Origin of the sequence: Candidatus Coxiella mudrowiae (assembly GCA_001077715.1) — a bacterium.
GTDB classification, from domain to species: domain Bacteria; phylum Pseudomonadota; class Gammaproteobacteria; order Coxiellales; family Coxiellaceae; genus Coxiella; species Coxiella mudrowiae.
The window spans coordinates 1,669,540-1,688,509 of the sequence record CP011126.1 but is presented as its reverse complement, the minus strand read 5'-3'; the positions used below and the strand labels follow the sequence as shown (position 1 = coordinate 1,688,509).

Here is an 18,970-nt window from a genome sequence, read left to right as displayed (position 1 = left end):
ATTTGAGTGAGGGAGTCTTCGCTAATAATGAGGCTGCCAATTTAAACCTCCTTTCAGAACCATGCTATATTCTGAAGAGCTCGAGGAGAGCAATGACCTATCTACCTTTAAATTATATTGGTTAGGGGAAAAATCCGCCCAACACGCATTGGCCTAATCAAGCTTGAGTGGCCATTAATTTATCAATTATGAAAAAAGGGCTGAATTAAATTGTCCTCAATGGTGATTCTCAGTCTGAAAATTTTCTAACAGAAATTGACAACTTGGAAATTTGAAAGGCGGATCGGCATCCTTTCAGCGAATCGATTTTCGAATACGGGTCTTGCTGTGGGATTTGGCGATTATTTCGTTTGTTCAATGATTATAAAATTCCTGTTACTCTGTGGGATTGTGGAATGGCCTATGAAAAAAATCCATGAGAACGAAAAACAAAACTAAAATTGATGACAGTTGCCTTACATTCTTGTATTTCAGGCCGACTGGGTCGAATACAAGCGATTAGGAAATTTTTAGATTATTTGGCTTCGTTTAAAGATATTTGGGTTACTACCCGTTATGAAATTGCAAAATATTGGTGTGAGCAACATCTGTATGAAAAATAATTTTTAGATTTGTTCCATGATGCCTTCTGAAGCTCAAATTGCTATTGAGTGCGCTGGTGCTAAGGCTGGAATCCCGGAATTCACGATGCAGAGATTTTTTATAGAGCTAATCCAACAGGATTATTTATTGGAAAATGTAATGACGAACCAGTGGCGGTGGCTTCCAGTGTTATTTATGAGGAAAATTTTGCTTTTTTAGGTTGTTAATTATTAAAAAGGAATTTCGTGATCGCGATTGCGGTTTAGCCATGACTAAAAAGAGATTAGATTATATTGGTTCGCGCAATGCTGGATTGGACGGTGTGGTGGAAATGCAGGCAGCCTATGCTAAGAACGGATTTAAATATTCACATCGTAATCTGCGATTTCATGGTGTGGGTGAAAAAATGAAGAAATTTCAGCCAAAAAAAATATTTTTTTAACTTTCCTGACTTTGGCACAGGTATTTCACTATAAATAGCTTGCATTTTCTGGTAATGCGTCCTGCATTTTTGTTAGCTTGGATTAGTCAAGCGGATGCACTGGTTGTAGGTTATGTAAGCGATAACCTATTGAAGGGTTACGGTGTTATTCGGCGCTGCCAGAAAGGATATAAAATAGGGTTTTTATTTTTTTACTTGTAAATGAAGAAACAATTTCAGAATCTTTCAATTTCAGAATCTTTATTTAGTTATTTAGCCAATTACGCCGTTGGGGCAGGATATTTATTTGGATATAACTGAATTAAATTTGGATGCTATGGTGTTTTGGTAAAGCGTCATAACATGAATTTCGTTTTTGAAACAGCTCGAATGTATTTACAAATGCTGACAAAGTTGCCGATGCAGCAGATCTATGGATTGACTACGCTTAAATTAGGTTAGCTCTCCTAAGTTAACTCTTTTTAATTAAGGAAAGAAAACGTTATAATAGTCTGCGTAGTTATAATAGTCTGCGTAATAATTATGATAAATGAAGGAGAAAAAATGCGAAAATTAATCATTACTCTAGGGCTTTCCTTCTGCTTGTCTATTTCAGGTGTGTCTTACGCAGTTTTACAACAACAATCCTCAGCGAACTTGAAAAAGAGCGAGTTCATTAATCTTTATCAATCGCCTGAATTGAAATCAACTGTATTACAGAAAGTCTCACCTGACGAGCAGTTAATACCTATTTACCACAAGAAAGATTGGATTAAAGTAGGTAACCTCCGCAATGGGAAAGTAGGATGGATAAATCGTGAACAATATCGTAAGGTGTTTGAAACTTATTACCAACCCAATATTCAAACGATGTTTATTCGTACGGAGCATAATTATAAAGGGAAGCCGGTTATAAACGTAATAGCTTACAAAAACGGAAAAAAATTATCAGATGAAGAAGCAAAAAAATTGTATCAGCGTATCGAGAAACAACGAGCAGAAGAAGCACGTTACATGCAACAAACTTTTTGGCGGGTAAACCATTTGATGGTGGAACAAATGCGAGAAATGAATCAATTGGTGGACCCTTTAAGTGAGGATCTGTTAGGCTTTGAGCCGTCTGTAATCCAGCCTGTGATTATCCTAGGTCCTTCGCAAGTGTTGCAGTCCAGTCCAACACCCTCACCACCATCCACAAAGAAAGATAAAAAGTAAAAAATAAAATAACCTGGATTTTGCTTTGCTATAAGGTTATTATTAAAGCTCGGTTGCGAGATCTTCACGAAGATCCATCCGATTTTAGATTCCCAAAAATCGAATAAAACTGTCGGTAATCCCGACTTTTTCTTGTTCAGATTGAGGAATGCTCGTGTGAGAGTCATGATAGTAGGGTGTTCAATGAGGCTTTCGACGCCTCCTAAGCTTTTAGCCAGACTAAATTCGACAGCGTTATAACATTTTTTTGTGGCAAGAAAATCGGCTTTTAACTCTAGTAGGGAAATCATGTCACCAAAATAATGCAATTTGTTTTTTAGACAGGACATATTGGGGGGTGAATGAGGTAAACCGGGGTAATACACGCGATTAACTCTCGGGTATTTTCCCAGCCATTCAGCAAATTGAAAAACATTTTCACAATGGAGTTCCATTCTAATAGCTAAGGTTTTTTAAGCCACGCAGCACTAAAAAACTATTAAAAGAAGCTGCAATGGAACAGATCGCATTTTCTAAATATTTTAATTGGTCAGCGACCGCTTTATTGTCTGTCACCCACAACCACAAATGCCACCAACAATATCCGAATGACCATTTTAAATAAATATTTGGTAGAAGAGTGAGCAACAATATCAAAACTCAACTTCAAAGGTCGTTGGATAATTGGTGTGGCGAATGTATTATCAGCCACAGCTAAGATATTTTTTTCTTTGGCGATAGCGACGATTTTTTTAAATCAACTATCTTTAATAATAGTAATAGAGGATTGCTGGTCGACTCCAGCCAGAGCATTTTTGTTTTGCGGTGACTGCTGCGTGTACTTTATTTTCATCTGTAAAATCAACAAACGAAGAGGAAAGTTCAGCTGATCGATTGCGGACATTTTCAAATAAACGATACGAGCCGCCATAAACATCGTTCATCACGATCACATGATCGCCGGTTTGCAAGAGTTCTAGAATGGTCGCCGTAGCAGCCATTCCAGAAGCGGATGTAAATCCGCATTGCCTCGATTCTAAATCAGCAACATAACGTTCATAAGCAAAACGCATTGGATTTTGGTTGCAGGAATATTCGTAACCCTGATGCTGTCTGGGACTTTTTTGGGCATAAGTCAATGTCAGATAGACAGGCATCATTACCGCTCCGGTAGTAGGATCAGGCTCTTGACCAGCGTGAATAACTCGCGTGGCAATATCGGATTTTTTATTAATAGACATAATTTTTTGACTACAAAAATCCTTGTGCTTTCATTCAGGTATCATTAAAAAATTTAGTTAAATAATTACGGATGAAATCGGGTAAAAGAACCAGGAAACGATCGCCTTCTTTTAAACGTTGCGCCACTTGAAGGGCGGCCCATACGGCAGAGCCTGAAGAACCGACAACGAACAATCCTTCTTCACGAATTAAGCGTCGGAGCATTAAGAAAGAATCTTTATCATTTATTTTAATATATTCATTGACAAAATTATTATCCAATACCTCCGGAAAAAAAATCATAACCAATTCCTTCAACTAATTATAGTATAGGGTTTTATTTCATCTCCCCCGTCTATAATTGACCAGATTGGATCGACTCCGATAATTTGCATGGAGAAATTCCTTTCTTTTAATTTTCTAGCGATGCCCGTAATAGTACCGCCGGTTCCAATCCCCATCACCACCATTACAAGATTATCGCCCATCTCATCATCAAGAATTTCTTGTGCAGTGGTTCGATAATGAATATCATGGTTTTCCGAGTTGCTATATTGGTCCAAAATAAAAGAATGAGAAATTTCTTCGTTTAATCGTTTGACTAGTGAAACATGACTTTCAGGATTGTCAAAAGCCGCTTCTGTGGGCGTGCGATATATTTTAGCCCCTAAGGCTTCTAAAACGACTTGCTTTTCATGGCTCATTTTTTCTGGCATCGTAATTATAACTTTATAACCTTTCACGGCTCCGGCCAGTGGGATACCAATGCCGGTATTGCTGGACGTCGGTTCAATTAAGGTATCGCCCGGCTTAATTTTTTCTTCTTTTTAAGCTTATTCAATCATTGGAATACCGATACGATCTTTGACAACCCCCCGTGATTTAAAAATTTGCATTTACCATAAAGTTCGGAGGAGAGAGTTTTACCAATACGTTGAAGGCGAACAATAGGGAGTTTTACCTATATAGCTTGGGAGTATGGCATCGATAATTATAGAAACGAAGTATAACCTAATTGGGTGGGGTGGGGTATTGGTGAATAAGCTAAGTAAATTTACTGTATTGTATTTCGATCATAAGTAATCAGATTATTTTATTCGGTACTCACGAGATTTTAATGGGATGATATAATATTAAAATAAAAAGGAATCGCTTATGTTTGATCCAAAAAACATCAATGATATTGTCACCTATCTTTTAGGATCGATACCACCTGGCATTAAAAACTTGCCTAAAGATTTAGAGAGAAATTTTAAAAGCATTTTACAACAATCGTTTAGTAAACTTGATTTGGTAACCCGAGAAGAATTTGATATCCAAATGAAGGTGTTAGCTCGGACCCGGGCAAAATTACAGGCGCTTGAAGAAAAGCTAAACGAGCTGGAAAGACACCAAAGATAGTATTCTTCATGTCTCTTTCTTATAGAGTATAGCCGAGCTAGCACCGGCATTGACTCTCCTCCGGTGACTGTCGAAGTTCACTTATCTAAATGGAATGCCGAGCTTTTCCATTGTCGGATTACCGGAAATGGCTGTCAAAGAAAGCCGCCACCGTGTTCGTAGTGCAATTATCAACAGCCGATTAGAATTTCCCATTCAGCAGATTACTGTATAAACCTTGCGCCTGCGGATCTACCTCGAGAGGGTTGGAGATTTGACTTAGCCATCGCATTGGAAATTTTAGCGGCCTCCAATCAATTCCTCAAGATCAGTTAAATGATTAGGAATTTGGAGGCAAATTGGCTTTATCCGGTGAACTTCGTACTATTCGCAGGGGCTTACCCTTCGCGATCTCCACGGCAAAAGCTGGCCGAAGTTTAATAATTACTGCCATGAATACCAATGAAGTGTCGTTAAGTGCCATAGGTAAAATTTTCATTGCCCATCACTTACTTGACGTTTGTGTGCATTTACGAAAAGAAAATCGACTACCTCTTCTTACTTTGAAAGAAGAGACACAAAGTTCAGTTTATCAAGGTCGTAGCGATGTGAAGGGTCAGCTTGGAGGAAAGCGTGCTTTAGAAATTACGGCTTACCCGGCCGCCATAATATTTTGCTTATGAGGGTTCCCCCCTGGGACAGGAAAAACCATTCTGGCGGGGCGATTAGCGGGTATTTTACTCTCTTTAACCGTGGATGAGGCTCTGGAAATTGCTACGGTTTATTCTCTGAGCAAGAAGGGTTTTGATTTTAGGTGTTGGCAGCAACGACCCTTCCGCGCTCCCCACCATTTAACTTCAAGTATCACAATGATAGGGTGTAGTTTGCCTCTGCAACTGGGTGAGATAACCTTTGCTAACTATGGAATTTTATTTTTGGATGAACTACCCGAATTTTCTCGATCAGTTTTAGAATCTTTGCGCGAACCCTTAACCCTTAAGAGAGAACAACTATGTATTTCGCGTACCAGTTATCAAAATGATAGCTTCGATAGCTTCGGTGACGGTAATCCAAGCGCTGTAGGGAGTGGTTCGATGGAGCTGATCGAATTTTCCTTTGGCGGTAAAGCCGCCGTGGAGGGTGATGTATTTTTCGACTTCGCGGATGATGGAAGGTTTTCTCGACGTCGGGAGGCCCGGCGATAAAGAGTGCTTTTAAGGGTTGGGCTCGATCAAGGAATTGAGTGACTTCCTGAATGAGGCGCTTTCGTCCATAGAGTTTTTAAGTGAGGGCGAAACGTTCGGGGAGATCGGCCGATGGCGATGTGGAAGGACTTGCGTTCCCCGGCTTTGAGCATCCGCAGACAGGTTTCCAAATCTTTGATGGGCGCATGAGCACTTTAGATTTAGCGAGCGGCTTTTGCACGATCTGAGTTAAAACGGGCGGGGATGTTGGGATTAAGCTGAGTTAAATTGGGTGGTGCTTTAAGTAAGGAGGTGCGCTTGAATTAATTCGAGGGGATCGCCTTGGAAAGGAGGTTATCCGGCCGAGCAGTTTAAAGAGGGTGGCATCGAAGGTATAAAAATCGGTGCGATAATCGATGGGGCGATGGATGTGCCTGGTTTGTTTAGGGGCCATGTGGGAGAAAACTGCCTTCGAATTCGCCTTCGTGGGGTTGGGTTTTCAAAGAAGCTTTTTGAGCGAGGCTGAAATCAAAAAGGGTGATGGTAAGATTTTTGGGATCGACGAGGATATTGTCGGGTTTAATATCTTTATGGACGATTTTGGCTTTGTGGATTTGGGTGAGGATCTGCAACAGGCGCAAAGCAAGTGTCAAAATCGTGGTGAGCGAGGGTTTTTCTTTATCGACAAACTGATCTACTGATCTAAGGTTAAATCGGGTTCAGCTTTTAAGATTAAGACGAGTTGGAGCCCGACCTGCTCAAGAGCGAGGGCTTTGGGGATGCCCTTTAATTAAGGGTTTCTTGCAGGAGTTGGAATTCGTATTCAAGTCCGCTCATTGAGCTTGTGATCGGCGGTCGTGAGAAGAGTGAGTTTGATGAGGACAGAGGTATAGTTGGGAGTCCGAAGGCTTTTATCAATTAGAATGAGTGTCAGAGCATCTCAGTGGATTAGGACCGAGACGCATAATCCGTTACAAGATCTATTCATTAGAGCATCCAACCCACTAGGAATAAGAATACCCCCAGACCTAAAGCGCTCCATTGCCAGGAAGAAGAGATTGTCGTTGAAGTAATGAAGAAGCTGCTGAGGGCACTTATCAGAAAAGCAATTCCTGCTCCGAGAAGAAAACTGTGCTTTTGTTTTTTAGTAGGTAGGGGAGGTAGTTCTTTGCGCTCTAAACGTTGGCGAAAATTAATTTCATCCAAAACATTGTGAAACAAGAGCGGCAGTTTTGCTAAGGCTTCACTACTCGCCGGGAGTTCTTTAGCAATTGTTTCAATTAAATGCGTTACTCCGTTTTGTTTACGCATCCATCGTTCAATAAAAGGTTTGGCAGTTCGCCAAAGATTGAGGTCGGGATAAAGCTGAAGACCAAGGCTTTCAACGTTAAAAAGAGTTTTTTGTAATAGAAGTAATTGAGGTTGAATTTCCATATTGAATTGATTAGCGGTTTGAAATAATCGTAGTAACAACTTGCTAAAAGAAATATCTTTTAAAGGTCTCTCGAAAATAGGTTCGCAAACTGTGCGGATGGCTGCTTCAAATTGATCGATACGTGAGTCTGCAGAAATCCAACCAGACTCTACGTGTAAAACAGCTACTTGTCGATAATCTCGTTTAAAAAAGGCTAATAAATTTTCAGCGATGTAGCGTTGATCTTGAGGGGCAAGAGATCCCATAATACCAAAATCCACACCAAGATATTGAGGGTTTTCGGGATCACTAACGTCAACAAATAAATTCCCGGGGTGCATGTCGGCATGAAAAAAACTATCGTGCAACACTTGAGTGAAAAAGATTTCGACGCCATATTCTGCCAATTTCTTCAAATTGGTATTTGCCGCTTTTAATTCCGCAATATTAGAAATGCGAATTCCATGAATTCGTTCCATTACCATCACATCGCGATGAACATAATCCCAATAAATTTTAGGAACATACATTTTTTCTGAATTTAAAAAATTGCGACGTAATTGAGAGGCATTAGCTGCTTCATGCATGAGATCCAATTCGTGATAAATGGTTTGCTCAAATTCAGCGACTATTTCTATCGGCTTCAATCGCTTACCGTGTTTCCATAATTTACGTGTCATTTTAGCCCCGAGATACATTAAAGCGATGTCACGCCGAATAGTTCGTGCTATATGTGGTCGAAGTACTTTAACGATAACCTCGCTTCCATCATGTAGCGTGGCTGCGTGTACTTGGGCAATGGAAGCAGATGCTAAAGGGTTTTCATCAAAACTAGCAAATACCTCGTTAACCGATTTACCATAAGCGGTTTCTATTAATGATTTTGCTATTTTGCTCGGAAAAGGTGGGACTCTATCTTGCAATTTTTCTAATTCGTCAGTAATGTCATCCGGCAAAAGGTCGCGACGCGTGGAGAGAAGCTGACCGAATTTGACAAAGATAGGGCCGAGTTCCTCCAACATGATGCGTAAAGATTCCCCTCTAGGTTTATCTTCTTGAGTAAAACTCCAAGGATTGAGATAGCTCAAAATTCGAAGCCAAGGAGGTAATTCTCGAACCACTGGGCGGATGAGGCCATAACGGATGAGAATTAAATTAATTTGAATTAACCGAATTAATTGAAAGAGCCATTTCATGCTGTTGGATCCATTTTTATCATCAACCGCTGAATTCGTGCTTCTACGCGATCGACATTGTGTTTCAGATCCGTAACAGATTGAATAAAGAATTCAATCTCTTCTGAAGATGGCATAATTTGAGATTCATTTTGTAAGTAATCCTGGACCTCCATTCTAAAGGCTTTAAGAGCAAATTTCCCGAAATTTGCAGCGCGCCTAACCTGGAGCCCAATTTGATGGGCTAGAATATCACCAGTGATTTTAGACAAATATTCTTCCCAATCGATATCAATACCCGTCAAAATATCTCGAATTTGTTCACCTACCCAAGTGTCTCCGCTAATCTCTACTTGATTTTTAAATAATGCAGAACTTGAGCCCTTCGCACAGCATGTTTTAAAGAGATTTAGTAAGGTACCGGAGATAATAGTGTCAGGCTCTTTTTTTCTGGCCGCAGTTAATTGCAAGCCTTTTTTAGTAGGTAAAATAAAAAATTCAGTATTCCAGTCAATAATTCGAACTTTAATAATTTTATTTTCTAAAAGAGATAATCGTTGAACATGGTCGGAATCCAACTGTAAATAAGCACTTATTATTTTTTCTAAGCTGGAAAGTGCTAACGTGAACATTAAAATTTATAACCTCTATGAACCGCGACGATACCACCACTTAAATTATGGTAATCGCAATCTTCCAATCCCGCCTCAGTCATCATTTTGATAAGGTTTTTTTGATCGGGATGCATTCGGATCGATTCCACCAAATAGCGATAACTTTCTTCATCATTAGCGACTTTTTTCCCTAACCAAGGTAATAATTTAAAAGAATAGAGATCATAAAGATCCTGCAATAGGGAATGAGGTTTTGAGAACTCTAAGATAGTAACAAGTCCTCCTGGCTTTAGAACCTGATACATAGAATGAAGTGCTGCCATTTTATCTGTTACATTACGCAAGCCAAAACCGATGATGATCCGATCGAAAAAATTATCGGGAAAAGGAAGTACTTCCGCATTTGTTTGGATAAATTGAATATTACGGAAAATACCTTGATCCAAAAGCCGGTTTCTCCCTATTGTTAACATTGCGTCACTGATATCTGCCAAAACCACCGTTCCATTATTTCCAATTATGAGGCTGATACGTTTGGCTAGGTCGCCGGTTCCTCCTGCCAAATCGAGAACTTGATGACCAGGACGTAATTGAGAAAGTTTAATTGCAAAATCTTTCCAAAATCGATGAATGCCCAATGACATAAGGTCATTCATTAAATCGTACTTGCTTGCAACCGATTCAAAGACATTTTTAACTTTGTCTGTTTTTTGATTTTCAGGAATGGTCTGATAACCAAAATAGGTAGTTTTTTCAATTTTATTCATGGGTTAATCATAACTTGCCAGTGAAGAGGCGACAAGCTAACGAGATGATTAGGGGAGTGGGTTACGAAAATAACAACTTACTGCTTTACTTCCCGAAATTGTAGCGCGAGAAGAGTATTTCTACAATTGGTCATAATAATCGTTAATGAATTGTTGAGTTAATGCCTGGTTACCAATGATAACTCCAAATTCCTGTAGATTGCTGGGGTAAAGATTCTGGAAGACGACATAAAAGACTTTATTGTCAATAATCCAAACTTTAGAATGATTAGAAATTAAATATTGGTTGCTACCATTCGTCATAAAAATCAAACCGTAAGGGCGCTAAGTATAAATGGGTACATAAGAGCTTAATAACTTCTTCTTGGGTTTTTGGGCGACTGCTTTTAGCATTTAACGCGCTGACATCAGCTTTGATTTTTTCAGAAACGTCCGTCAATTTCACATCATTGGAAAGCAAGTTTGAGATTCTAATTGTTTTGCAATCGCTTCACTCATTTGGGCCCTCAGAGAATGCGTAACATGCTCTGCTTTATAATTACTCAAAATAATAAACCATCGCCGCTTTTCAATAATAAATTAGCAGGGGCCGTCATGGTGTTTCCCGTCGCATTGTCTTCTAACTAAGTAATCGGTTCCCAATATGTTGTAACCTAAATCTTGCTAGGAAATTCGAATTACTTTCTGGGCATGTTGGAAGAATAAAGTTCGAGCCACATCCAATTGATTAGCGGGCATAGCACCCACCGTTGGGAAATAATCCTAAACCCAGGCGAGCAATTGTCGTCACAGAGACACCAGCGGTCGTTGAAGGGGTCTCAGGTAATAGCGGCCATGGATTAAACAAACAATCATTAGTTATTTATTTTGCCTCGATAATAAGTTTTATTATCGGCCTGTTGTCCTTATGAAAGAGGTTTTCCTTGATGGGTACATATTAAATTGTCACAATTGATCTGAAAACCTATCAGCAGAGCGTGCGGCGGAACCAGTTAATTCCACACTTACATCATGAACTGCGGAATTTTCTAGGTATTCTCCAGTTTGTAAATTATGACCCTCTGTTATCAGAGTCTGACCATCGACTACCACAATTTTGCCATGATTTAAGCTCGTGGGGTCAATTAAGCTGGTTTGGCTATTACTCCGCAACCGCCGAGAATATCAAAGCAACTGCGAGTGCTAGGTGCTACCGAAGTAAATTTTGAGAGGTGCCGTGGGGAAATTTTTTTGAATATCTCGAGTGTAAGTTGCTTGAGATAAGCAGTGTCTGTTTCTTCCGAATCAACAAGCGGCACTTGAGAATCTGAAGAGCTAAAGGAGGGATACAACCCTTCTATAGGGACTGTCACTGGTCGACCACATTGGCAGCGAGATAAGTAAGGCCGTTACGTAAGGCTGCTAAATAACGGATGTCCGGAAAAAGTTCTAAAGTTGTGATGTCGATAAAATTTTGGGCTTGAATGATGGTGTTGTAGAATTTATCAATAAAAGCGTCGGAATGGCCGATACACAGTTTAGTAGTAAGGCTAGAAAGGCGCTTATAAAATGCGTTCAAATCCTCGTAGCGAGCATAAATAGAAGTTTTATGAAAAAATTCCTTACAGGAGTTTATTTTGGTTATAATTTCGTGCTCCATTTATTATCTAGCTTTCTCGGGGCAGATATTTTAGTTACCGTATGTTAGTAGGTAATGGAATTATATTTCAACTTATGGCATGTCTTGTTCTTGCTCATGGAACAGTAGGTAGTGTTTATTGGTGACTTGCTCTCATGTTAATTCGGACCGCCACGATGGTGACCTGTCTTAATATGCTCTTATCGAAACTTTATCAAGTTGATCAAGTTGGCAAGCGCTAGAAGGGATTTTTATGGAATTATAGTGGAATGAATGTTGGATTTATTTTGGGATTCACTTTAGCCGGATATTATGAATTAAAAGTTAATTATCCTATGCTTTTCATATTAACAGCCTTTAATAATATCGTGGCATTAGGCGTTTTATTGTTACAGTGGAAGCGATTAAATGATAAAGATACGATTATTTTTAGCAGAGCAAAAACCCGCGAACGGTTCAGTTACGTTGTTTGACAATATAGGTGTCGTTATTATTTTGTTGTTGCTTCCTGCATTACATTGGCTCTTGCGGCATATGGAAATAAGCGATGACTTATTAGTATTAGCGGCCGGTGGTTTAATGATGATTGTGATAATCAGAATAATATTCAAGCATTGGGGGGGCTGAGCGAAAAAAATAATAGCCTATTTTTTGGGTTGTCTATCAATTAGCGCCGATGAGTCTAACTTTATTTGCAAAATATAATGTCAATCTTCATCTTTTGGGATTTCCTATTACTCCTGGGTGGGTACAAAATATCAATAGCATCACCATTGTCATTGTAAAACACAAACCACTGCTTTATTGCGATTGCAATGTGAATCAGGGTTGCTATTGGTTGCTTTCGGATTGCTTATTCTTCCCGTAGGGATCGCATTCCGGAAATCAGGTTATATGGCATTTTCTTGGTTGTTTATAACCTATTTGTTTCAAGCTGTCGCGGAATTATTGATTAATCCTATTGGTTTTTCGATGATAGGACAATTGATTCCTATCCGATGGTAAAGCTTATGCATGGAAACGTTGTAAACACAGGAGTTGCGGTTGTATTAGCGAGTTTCTTTTCTAATTATGCATTGGATCCCACACCCAGGTACTTGATCCATTAATCACGAACCCATTTTACAGTTGTGCCTTTCTTCAATTAGGATTATTTACGCTGACAATAGGCCTCTTTTTGTTTGCTGCAACTCGAATCATTAAAAATTTAATTAGAGGAACTAAAATTTTTAAGACTTAGTCTTTTAAAGAATATAACGACTTAAATCTTCGTCTTCCACGAATTTATCGAGTTGTTTGTTAACATAAGTAGCGTCGATAGCAATTGACTCTCCTTGTTTGCCTGTTGCTTCAAAAGAAATTTCTTCTAATAATCGTTCCATAATCGTGTGCAAGCGGCGGGCTCCAATATTTTCGGAACGACTATTCACTTGATATGCGATTTCGGCCAGACGTTTGATGCCATCTTTAGTGAAAGATAGTCCAAAATTTTCCGTTTTCATTAATTCAACATATTGTTCGGTCAGTGAAGCTTTGGGTTCGGTTAAGATACGAACAAAATCATCGGCCGTTAACGCCTTTAATTCGACCCGGATCGGGAAACGACCTTGTAATTCAGGAATTAAGTCGGAAGGCTTTGCAATATGAAAGGCACCGGAAGCAATAAATAAAATATGATCGGTTTTCACCATGCCGTATTTCGTGAAGACAGTACTGCCTTCCACCAGTGGTAATAAATCCCGTTGGACACCTTCACGCGAAACATCGGTACCCACGGCCCCTTCTCGTTTTACAATTTTGTCGATTTCATCCAAGAAGACAATTCCATTCTGTTCCACACTCATAACAGCATTTGATTTAATTTCATCTTCATTGATTAATTTTGTCGCTTCTTCTTCGATTAAAATGCGTTTGGCATCTTTCACTTTTAAGCGCCGAGACTTGGTGCGGTGACTAGACATATTCGACATGATTCCTTGTAGTTGGCTGATCATTTCCTCCATACCGGGAGGGCCCATAATTTCAAAGGAAGGATGAACGCTGACTTCAATTTCAATTTCTTTATTGTCTAATTCACCATCACGTAATTTTTTACGAAATAAGTTCCTTGTTGCAGATTCTTTTTTTTCGGCCGGTTTTGCTTGTTCTTCAGTCGAAGGTTCCCCTTGGAAAGCGCCTCGCGGAGGCGGAATTAAAGCATCCAATATACACTCTTCTGTGGCTTCTTCCGCTAAACTTTTTACTTGTCTAATAGCTTTTTCACGGGTCATTTTGACCGCAGCGTCCACTAAATCGCGGACGATCGATTCGACGTCGCGACCTACATAACCCACTTCGGTAAATTTGGTGGCTTCGATTTTAATAAAGGGCGCTCCAGCTAAATTGGATAGGCGACGGGCAATTTCAGTTTTACCCACACCTGTCGGACCGATCATTAAAATATTCTTTGGAAAAATTTCCCGTCGTAAATCTTCCGGCAATTGCATCCGGCGCCAACGATTGCGCAAAGCAATGGCGACGGCTCGTTTTGCGTCATTTTGTCCGATGATAAATTTATCCAATTCCGCGACGATTTCCCGTGGAGTCATAGTCATTTGAAGTTCAGGATTACTCAAGGTTAATGAGGAAGAGGTCATATCTGTCATAATTTTTATCCGCTTGATGAAAAGTTAAGTTTCGCTATCGAGCTCTTTGATTGTGAAATGAAAGTTGGTGTAAACACAAATCTTGGCAGCAATAGTAAGTGCTTTTTCAACTATTTCTCGTGCACTTAGATCCGTATTATTCAATAAAGATTTTGCTGCAGCTTGGGCATAAAGTCCGCCAGAGCCAATCGCCATTAAGCTCTGTTCAGGTTCGATAACATCTCCAAGTCCCGTAATAATAAGCGACTTCTTCGCATCAGCTACAGTCAATAGTGCTTCCAAGCGACGAAGTATCCGATCGGTCCGCCAGTCTTTGGCTAATTCAACGGCAGCACGGGTCAAATTGCCCGAATAATGTTCTAATTTTTCTTCAAATCGCTCGAATAGGGTAAAAGCATCTGCTGTGCCTCCAGCAAATCCAGCAAGTACTTTATCTTTATAAAGATGGCGAACTTTGCGCGCATTGCCTTTTAAAATAGTGCCATTCATTGACACTTGACCATCACCCCCTATGACAACTTTGCCTTTCCTACGTACAGAAACTATTGTAGTACCACGAAATTGTTCCACTATTATTTCCCCACTGATCAAACCTCAAGAAGAGGTTATACCACCACATAGATTGGGTTGGAGGATCCGGTTTTCAAGCGCCTAGGGGACTGCTTTTAACAATAAACTATCAATGGACTGGGCCTGAAGCTCACTTTGAGTTCGTTCGGCTTCTTGGGGTGGTAGGACCGACCATAACTCGATTCCATACCATCATACCATCCCCCATCTGTGTTCGGTAAGTTTGAACGTAGGCAGGGAAATTTAGACTAAGTCGTGATTTGAGCCGTTAGGCATCGGTGATATTTTGAATGAAGCAATTTGGAGAATGAAATGGGCAAGAGGTACAGTTCGACTAGCAAATAATGTTGGTGACATGGGCAGTAGCGCGGTCACTTCCATTTTAGGAAGAAGAGTATAAAACCCAAATTGGGGTTGTTCCAATTTGACAGGAATCAATGATGAAGCGGATGCTTGAGCCATTGGAAGTTAAGTGCAATTTTATTTCCTTTCTGGAATGGGGGGGATTGCTTACAGGATGGTGTAAACGAAGAGAGAAAAAAATCGTAATGGCGATGCCAAAAACTAAAATTATGGAAATTACGAGTTTGGGACTCGAACGACGCGGGGGACTAAGTGATTTTTTGGGATAATCTCAAGTCATTGCTGCGGTGGTATATAGGAAGAGGGCATATCATTGATCAATAATTTTCCTCCATCATAAATTAGCTTCAAATTAACATTTGGGCCATCTGAAATCAGCTTTTTATTGGTTAACCAATATTGGATCTACTGATTAGCCATTTGATCTGGGGTTAAATCTTGCCCTTCAATTTCTACCTTTTTCTTTTGATAAAGATGACTTAATTGTATTTTTAGCCACGTTAGAAGCATGGTTATTTCCGTTTTACCTTTAGAGCTCAGCATTATATTTTTTAAATCAGTAACCTGGTTTCGTTTGAAAAATTGAAGTTCTCCATGCACAGTCACTGTACCTTCCTTTAGTACCAAAGGCGAGTTGGTCCAAAGAGAGCAAAGCACCCTGACTTAAAACATTTAGAAAGGGAGAATAAATTTGGTGGAGGAATTCAGTATCTACGGCGCCTGAATGATTGAGATTTAAAGCTGTCGTCACTAAAGTTCCTAAAGCTGTGATATTCATTTGAATGAGCGACAATTTAATATTTAGTAGGGCGATATCAAAAAGATTACTTTTAGCCTTGTAGGCATGACTGTTAAGAGTGAGATCGGTTGTTCATTTAGTTGTTGTTTTCTGAGTTTGTAAGGCCATGTACTCTATCTGAATAGATTTCTTATGAGAACTAAGGTAAATAGATAAGTTTGTTAGCTTCTAAAGAACGTTGTCCGTACCATAAAGAGTTTTTTTGTTGTAATTCATTGTGCAGTACAAGGTTATTTAATGTTATTAAGTTATTTTGTTGTTCAATAATAGTCAGTGATTTAGCCTTAGCATTAGAAATCAATTGACTAGCACTAGGATTATATTTGACTTTAAAGCCTAAATTCTGAAGATTAATTTGTTGTTGTTGTTGTCCAGTAATGAAATTAATCTGATTAGTATATAAAGAGTCGTCTCGTTAGCATTGTTGAAATGGATCAATGTCGATGAGTGGAAAATGAAATAAGGTAGTTCCTCGCTCGCATTATAATAAATCAAGCCCTTAGCTAAATAGATTCTCTTTTGTCCCCCATTTTTCCTACCAGGTAAGGACCATTAAGTATTCGTTGCTTGAGCATAAATTGCAGGGGAAAAATTATTCTTAATTAGTAGGAGGTAAGGTTACTTGAATGAGTGCGCTGGAAGTAAACCAACCACGCTCGAATTTAACAAGTTTTAAATTGATATTGTCTACCTGACCTAGATGGCTTAAAAGCTTTGAATAATTATTTTTAACCCAGAAACTCATACCTAGAGGCAGTAAGAGAAGGACAACAATTAACAACAAGAGCGGGAATCACAAAACTATTAACCACTTTAGTTATTTTGCTTATCTTTTTGCTCCTACATTTCTTCTGGGGCAGATACACCTAACAGAGTTAAACCGTTGACAATAATTTGGCGCACAGCAGCAATTACATTTAATCGCGCATTACATAATTTATCATTTTCAATGAGGAATCGTTCCGCATTGTAGTAGGCATGAAATTGGTTGGCGAGAGTTTGTAGATAGTGAGCAAGCAGATGAGGCGATTGTTGTATAGCGGCAGTATTCATGATTTCGCTATAACGCGACAAGGTACTTAGTAATTCTTTTTCATAAGGGCTTGATAATAAATCTAAATTAGCCATTCCTTCTGCAGAGTTCCATTTTTTTTGAGCCACATCAAGCTGCCGGAAAACGCTGCAAATTCGTGTATGAGCATATTGAATATAATAAACAGGATTTTCATTCGAATGGGACTTTGCTAGTTCGAGGTCAAAGTCCAAATGCTGATCGGGCTTGCGCATAATATAAAAAAACCGCGCGGCATCATTTCCAACTTCTTTACGCAATTCTCGCAAAGTTACAAAAGTCCCGCCACGGGTTGACATAGATATTTTCTTGTCACCTCGATAGAGAATGGCGAATTGCACTAATAGAGTTCGTAATTTAGCAGGAGATTTTCCTAAAGCTTGTAAAAAGGCACGCAGCCGAGGGATGTATCCATGATGATCTGCTCCGAAGATATCGATGATGAGATCATATTCTTGATTAAATTTATAGAGATGATAGGCAATATCGGCCGCAAAATATGTTGGTACACCGTTGTTGCGAATTAATACTCGGTCTTTTTCATCGCCAAGGGCAGTAGCTAGGAACCATTTCGCGCCATTTTTCTCGTAAAAATAACCTTTTTGATACAAAACATCTAGAGCTTCGTTAATTAACTTCTTTTTTATGAGTCGACTTTCTGGAAACCACTCATCGTAAACAACGCCAAATTCTTCTAAATCATTTTTAATATCTCCCAAAATATTATCGAGTGCCACATCAAAGATAATAGTGAAGTCTTCTTTAAGCACGTCTTTTTGAACTTTCACCCATGCGTCAAGGTAGCCCTCGGGGTCGGCTTCAGCGTCAAGGGTAGGCAATAGATCCTGGATCATTTCTTTAGAGTAAAGGAAACGATCGCCGTATTTATCCTTCAATCCGAAAGCAATATCTACAATGTATTGGCCTTGGTAGGCGTTTTGGGGTAGAGCAATGTCCTCTTTATATTGCTGTAAATACCGGATCCAGACACTTAATGCGAGAATACCCATTTGTCGACCAGCATCATTAACGTAGTATTCGCGATGTACTTTATAACCGATCGTTTTTAATAAGTTAGCTACACAAGCACCATAAGCAGCTCCTCGACCGTGACCGACATGAAGAGGTCCAGTTGGATTAGCAGAAACAAATTCTATGTGTACCCGCTTTCCTTGGCCGATTCGACTCTCACCATAGTGCGGTCCGGCTTCTAAAATGGCAGCAATGATTTTCTGATGACTGCCTTCCGCGACATAGAAATTGATAAAACCGGGGCCAGCAATTTCCACTTTGGTAATATATGACGAAGATGGTAAAGCATAGACAATTTTTTCAGCGAGGACGCGTGAGTTAAGCCCTGCAGTTTTCGCCATTATTAAGGCTAAATTAGTAGTAAAATCGCCATATTGGGGGTTCTGGCTATGGGTAACTTTGAGTACTGGAGCGAGATGGGGGTTCAATGTCCCTTCTGCCTTTAACTTTTCAATGGCTTGATTCAATAATGTTTCAAGATTCTTCTTCATAAGTTCATAAGTCTATCATGTTGGGCTTGGAATTAAATCACGGTAATAATTCCCATAATTTTTCCAAAGAGTAAACTGTTACGTAATGTTACCCAACTCAAAGTTATTGAAATAAAAATGATACGCTTGGAAGATAGAATTCTCTTCCATGAGAGATTTATATACTTTTGCATACGACCGACAAAAGCGGGAACTTGAAATTCAACAACCGCCTGAATCAGGCCCTTATCCATTCCACGGAGAAAGAGTAAATTCTTTATAGGCGGCCCTCCTTGTTCATTGCATGACATTGATTGAGATTAATCCAAAATTGAATAGATTGGATGATTTACAACTGGAAGAATCCGAATATCAAAAATGGTTTTTTTGTAATCCTCGATATCCGCAATTTTTTCAAAGTAGTAACTTAAATTATGGAATTATGATAT

Annotated in this window: 23 protein-coding genes and 2 pseudogenes; 11 read left to right on the top strand and 14 right to left on the bottom strand. The window is 39.3% G+C overall.

Annotated elements, in window-relative coordinates:
- The first annotated feature begins 443 nt into the window (after positions 1 to 443).
- The 4 genes from CleRt_RS10500 (at position 444) to CleRt_RS07900 (ending at position 2,218) form a co-directional block, all read left to right on the top strand.
- Positions 444 to 602: a hypothetical protein gene (locus CleRt_RS10500; protein WP_157870929.1), complete on the top strand. Its 159-nt coding sequence runs from the start codon at positions 444 to 446 to the stop codon at positions 600 to 602.
- A gap of 248 nt (positions 603 to 850) precedes the next feature.
- Positions 851 to 1,024, top strand: a complete 174-nt coding sequence (locus CleRt_RS07905) for a hypothetical protein (protein WP_162198830.1) — start codon at positions 851 to 853, stop codon at positions 1,022 to 1,024.
- Between the two features lie 54 nt (positions 1,025 to 1,078).
- The gene (locus tag CleRt_RS14425; protein ID WP_157870928.1) at positions 1,079 to 1,225 is read left to right on the top strand and encodes a GNAT family N-acetyltransferase; all 147 of its coding nucleotides are present in this window, start codon (positions 1,079 to 1,081) and stop codon (positions 1,223 to 1,225) included.
- A gap of 342 nt (positions 1,226 to 1,567) precedes the next feature.
- Complete coding sequence (locus CleRt_RS07900; protein ID WP_048875704.1) at positions 1,568 to 2,218, top strand: SH3 domain-containing protein; 651 nt, start codon at positions 1,568 to 1,570, stop codon at positions 2,216 to 2,218.
- A 209-nt stretch (positions 2,219 to 2,427) separates the two neighbouring features.
- Here the strand turns inward: CleRt_RS07900 and CleRt_RS14420 are convergent.
- The 4 genes and pseudogenes from CleRt_RS14420 to CleRt_RS07890 form a co-directional block, all read right to left on the bottom strand.
- Positions 2,428 to 2,652 (bottom strand): annotated as a pseudogene (locus tag CleRt_RS14420) (PLP-dependent transferase); the annotation flags it as partial.
- A gap of 107 nt (positions 2,653 to 2,759) precedes the next feature.
- The gene (locus CleRt_RS14415) at positions 2,760 to 2,909 is read right to left on the bottom strand and encodes a PLP-dependent transferase (RefSeq protein ID WP_371440232.1); all 150 of its coding nucleotides are present in this window, start codon (positions 2,907 to 2,909) and stop codon (positions 2,760 to 2,762) included.
- 55 nt (positions 2,910 to 2,964) lie between these two features.
- Positions 2,965 to 3,438 (bottom strand): PLP-dependent transferase, encoded by a 474-nt coding sequence (locus CleRt_RS14410; RefSeq protein WP_371440231.1) that lies wholly within the window; start codon positions 3,436 to 3,438, stop codon positions 2,965 to 2,967.
- A 34-nt stretch (positions 3,439 to 3,472) separates the two neighbouring features.
- A pseudogene (locus CleRt_RS07890) lies at positions 3,473 to 4,413 on the bottom strand (pyridoxal-phosphate dependent enzyme).
- Positions 4,414 to 4,573: 160 nt separating this feature from the next.
- Here CleRt_RS07890 and CleRt_RS07885 point away from each other — a divergent pair.
- The 5 genes from CleRt_RS07885 (at position 4,574) to CleRt_RS08520 (ending at position 6,003) form a co-directional block, all read left to right on the top strand.
- Complete coding sequence (locus CleRt_RS07885) at positions 4,574 to 4,819, top strand: accessory factor UbiK family protein (RefSeq protein WP_048875703.1); 246 nt, start codon at positions 4,574 to 4,576, stop codon at positions 4,817 to 4,819.
- Between the two features lie 94 nt (positions 4,820 to 4,913).
- Entirely contained in the window at positions 4,914 to 5,033 is a 120-nt protein-coding gene (locus CleRt_RS12715; RefSeq protein WP_235379039.1) for a magnesium chelatase domain-containing protein, read from the top strand.
- The gene (locus tag CleRt_RS14405; protein WP_157870976.1) at positions 5,000 to 5,134 is read left to right on the top strand and encodes a magnesium chelatase domain-containing protein; all 135 of its coding nucleotides are present in this window, start codon (positions 5,000 to 5,002) and stop codon (positions 5,132 to 5,134) included. Before CleRt_RS12715 ends, CleRt_RS14405 begins: the two co-directional genes overlap by 34 nt.
- A gap of 116 nt (positions 5,135 to 5,250) precedes the next feature.
- Positions 5,251 to 5,481 (top strand): hypothetical protein, encoded by a 231-nt coding sequence (locus CleRt_RS08525; protein ID WP_162198829.1) that lies wholly within the window; start codon positions 5,251 to 5,253, stop codon positions 5,479 to 5,481.
- A 27-nt stretch (positions 5,482 to 5,508) separates the two neighbouring features.
- Positions 5,509 to 6,003, top strand: a complete 495-nt coding sequence (locus CleRt_RS08520) for an ATP-binding protein (RefSeq protein WP_082160478.1) — start codon at positions 5,509 to 5,511, stop codon at positions 6,001 to 6,003.
- A 422-nt stretch (positions 6,004 to 6,425) separates the two neighbouring features.
- Here CleRt_RS08520 and CleRt_RS14400 read toward each other — a convergent pair whose 3' ends face one another.
- The 6 genes from CleRt_RS14400 to CleRt_RS07850 form a co-directional block, all read right to left on the bottom strand.
- Entirely contained in the window at positions 6,426 to 6,614 is a 189-nt protein-coding gene (locus CleRt_RS14400; protein WP_371440273.1) for a protein kinase domain-containing protein, read from the bottom strand.
- 355 nt (positions 6,615 to 6,969) lie between these two features.
- Positions 6,970 to 8,592 carry a ubiquinone biosynthesis regulatory protein kinase UbiB gene (ubiB, locus tag CleRt_RS07870; RefSeq protein ID WP_048875702.1) on the bottom strand — a complete coding sequence of 541 codons (1,623 nt, stop codon included), beginning with the start codon at positions 8,590 to 8,592 and terminating at the stop codon, positions 6,970 to 6,972.
- On the bottom strand, positions 8,589 to 9,203 hold the full coding sequence (locus CleRt_RS07865; RefSeq protein WP_048875701.1) for a ubiquinone biosynthesis accessory factor UbiJ: 615 nt from the start codon (positions 9,201 to 9,203) through the stop codon (positions 8,589 to 8,591). The genes ubiB and CleRt_RS07865 overlap by 4 nt, the downstream gene beginning before the upstream one ends.
- Entirely contained in the window at positions 9,203 to 9,952 is a 750-nt protein-coding gene (gene ubiE / locus CleRt_RS07860) for a bifunctional demethylmenaquinone methyltransferase/2-methoxy-6-polyprenyl-1,4-benzoquinol methylase UbiE (protein ID WP_048875700.1), read from the bottom strand. Before ubiE ends, CleRt_RS07865 begins: the two co-directional genes overlap by 1 nt.
- Positions 9,953 to 10,241: 289 nt before the next feature.
- Positions 10,242 to 10,412: a hypothetical protein gene (locus CleRt_RS10480; RefSeq protein ID WP_157870926.1), complete on the bottom strand. Its 171-nt coding sequence runs from the start codon at positions 10,410 to 10,412 to the stop codon at positions 10,242 to 10,244.
- Between the two features lie 888 nt (positions 10,413 to 11,300).
- Positions 11,301 to 11,510, bottom strand: coding sequence for a hypothetical protein (locus CleRt_RS07850; protein ID WP_157843819.1), 210 nt, complete (start codon positions 11,508 to 11,510; stop codon positions 11,301 to 11,303).
- Positions 11,511 to 11,978: 468 nt separating this feature from the next.
- On the opposite strand from CleRt_RS07850, the gene CleRt_RS10475 reads away from it, so the two are divergent.
- Positions 11,979 to 12,197, top strand: coding sequence for a hypothetical protein (locus tag CleRt_RS10475; protein WP_162198828.1), 219 nt, complete (start codon positions 11,979 to 11,981; stop codon positions 12,195 to 12,197).
- A 617-nt stretch (positions 12,198 to 12,814) separates the two neighbouring features.
- Here the strand turns inward: CleRt_RS10475 and hslU are convergent.
- Both hslU and hslV read right to left on the bottom strand, forming a co-directional pair.
- A complete protein-coding gene (gene hslU, locus CleRt_RS07840; protein WP_048875837.1) occupies positions 12,815 to 14,164 on the bottom strand; it encodes an ATP-dependent protease ATPase subunit HslU in 1,350 nt (449 codons plus the stop codon).
- A gap of 75 nt (positions 14,165 to 14,239) precedes the next feature.
- The gene (gene hslV, locus CleRt_RS07835; RefSeq protein WP_048875697.1) at positions 14,240 to 14,785 is read right to left on the bottom strand and encodes an ATP-dependent protease subunit HslV; all 546 of its coding nucleotides are present in this window, start codon (positions 14,783 to 14,785) and stop codon (positions 14,240 to 14,242) included.
- A 437-nt stretch (positions 14,786 to 15,222) separates the two neighbouring features.
- On the opposite strand from hslV, the gene CleRt_RS07830 reads away from it, so the two are divergent.
- Entirely contained in the window at positions 15,223 to 15,417 is a 195-nt protein-coding gene (locus CleRt_RS07830; RefSeq protein WP_157870923.1) for a hypothetical protein, read from the top strand.
- A 1,128-nt stretch (positions 15,418 to 16,545) separates the two neighbouring features.
- Here CleRt_RS07830 and CleRt_RS14390 read toward each other — a convergent pair.
- Positions 16,546 to 16,728 (bottom strand): DUF945 family protein, encoded by a 183-nt coding sequence (locus tag CleRt_RS14390; RefSeq protein ID WP_157870921.1) that lies wholly within the window; start codon positions 16,726 to 16,728, stop codon positions 16,546 to 16,548.
- A gap of 59 nt (positions 16,729 to 16,787) precedes the next feature.
- Positions 16,788 to 18,542, bottom strand: coding sequence for an arginine--tRNA ligase (gene argS, locus CleRt_RS07820; RefSeq protein WP_048875694.1), 1,755 nt, complete (start codon positions 18,540 to 18,542; stop codon positions 16,788 to 16,790).
- Between the last annotated feature and the right edge of the window lie 428 nt (positions 18,543 to 18,970).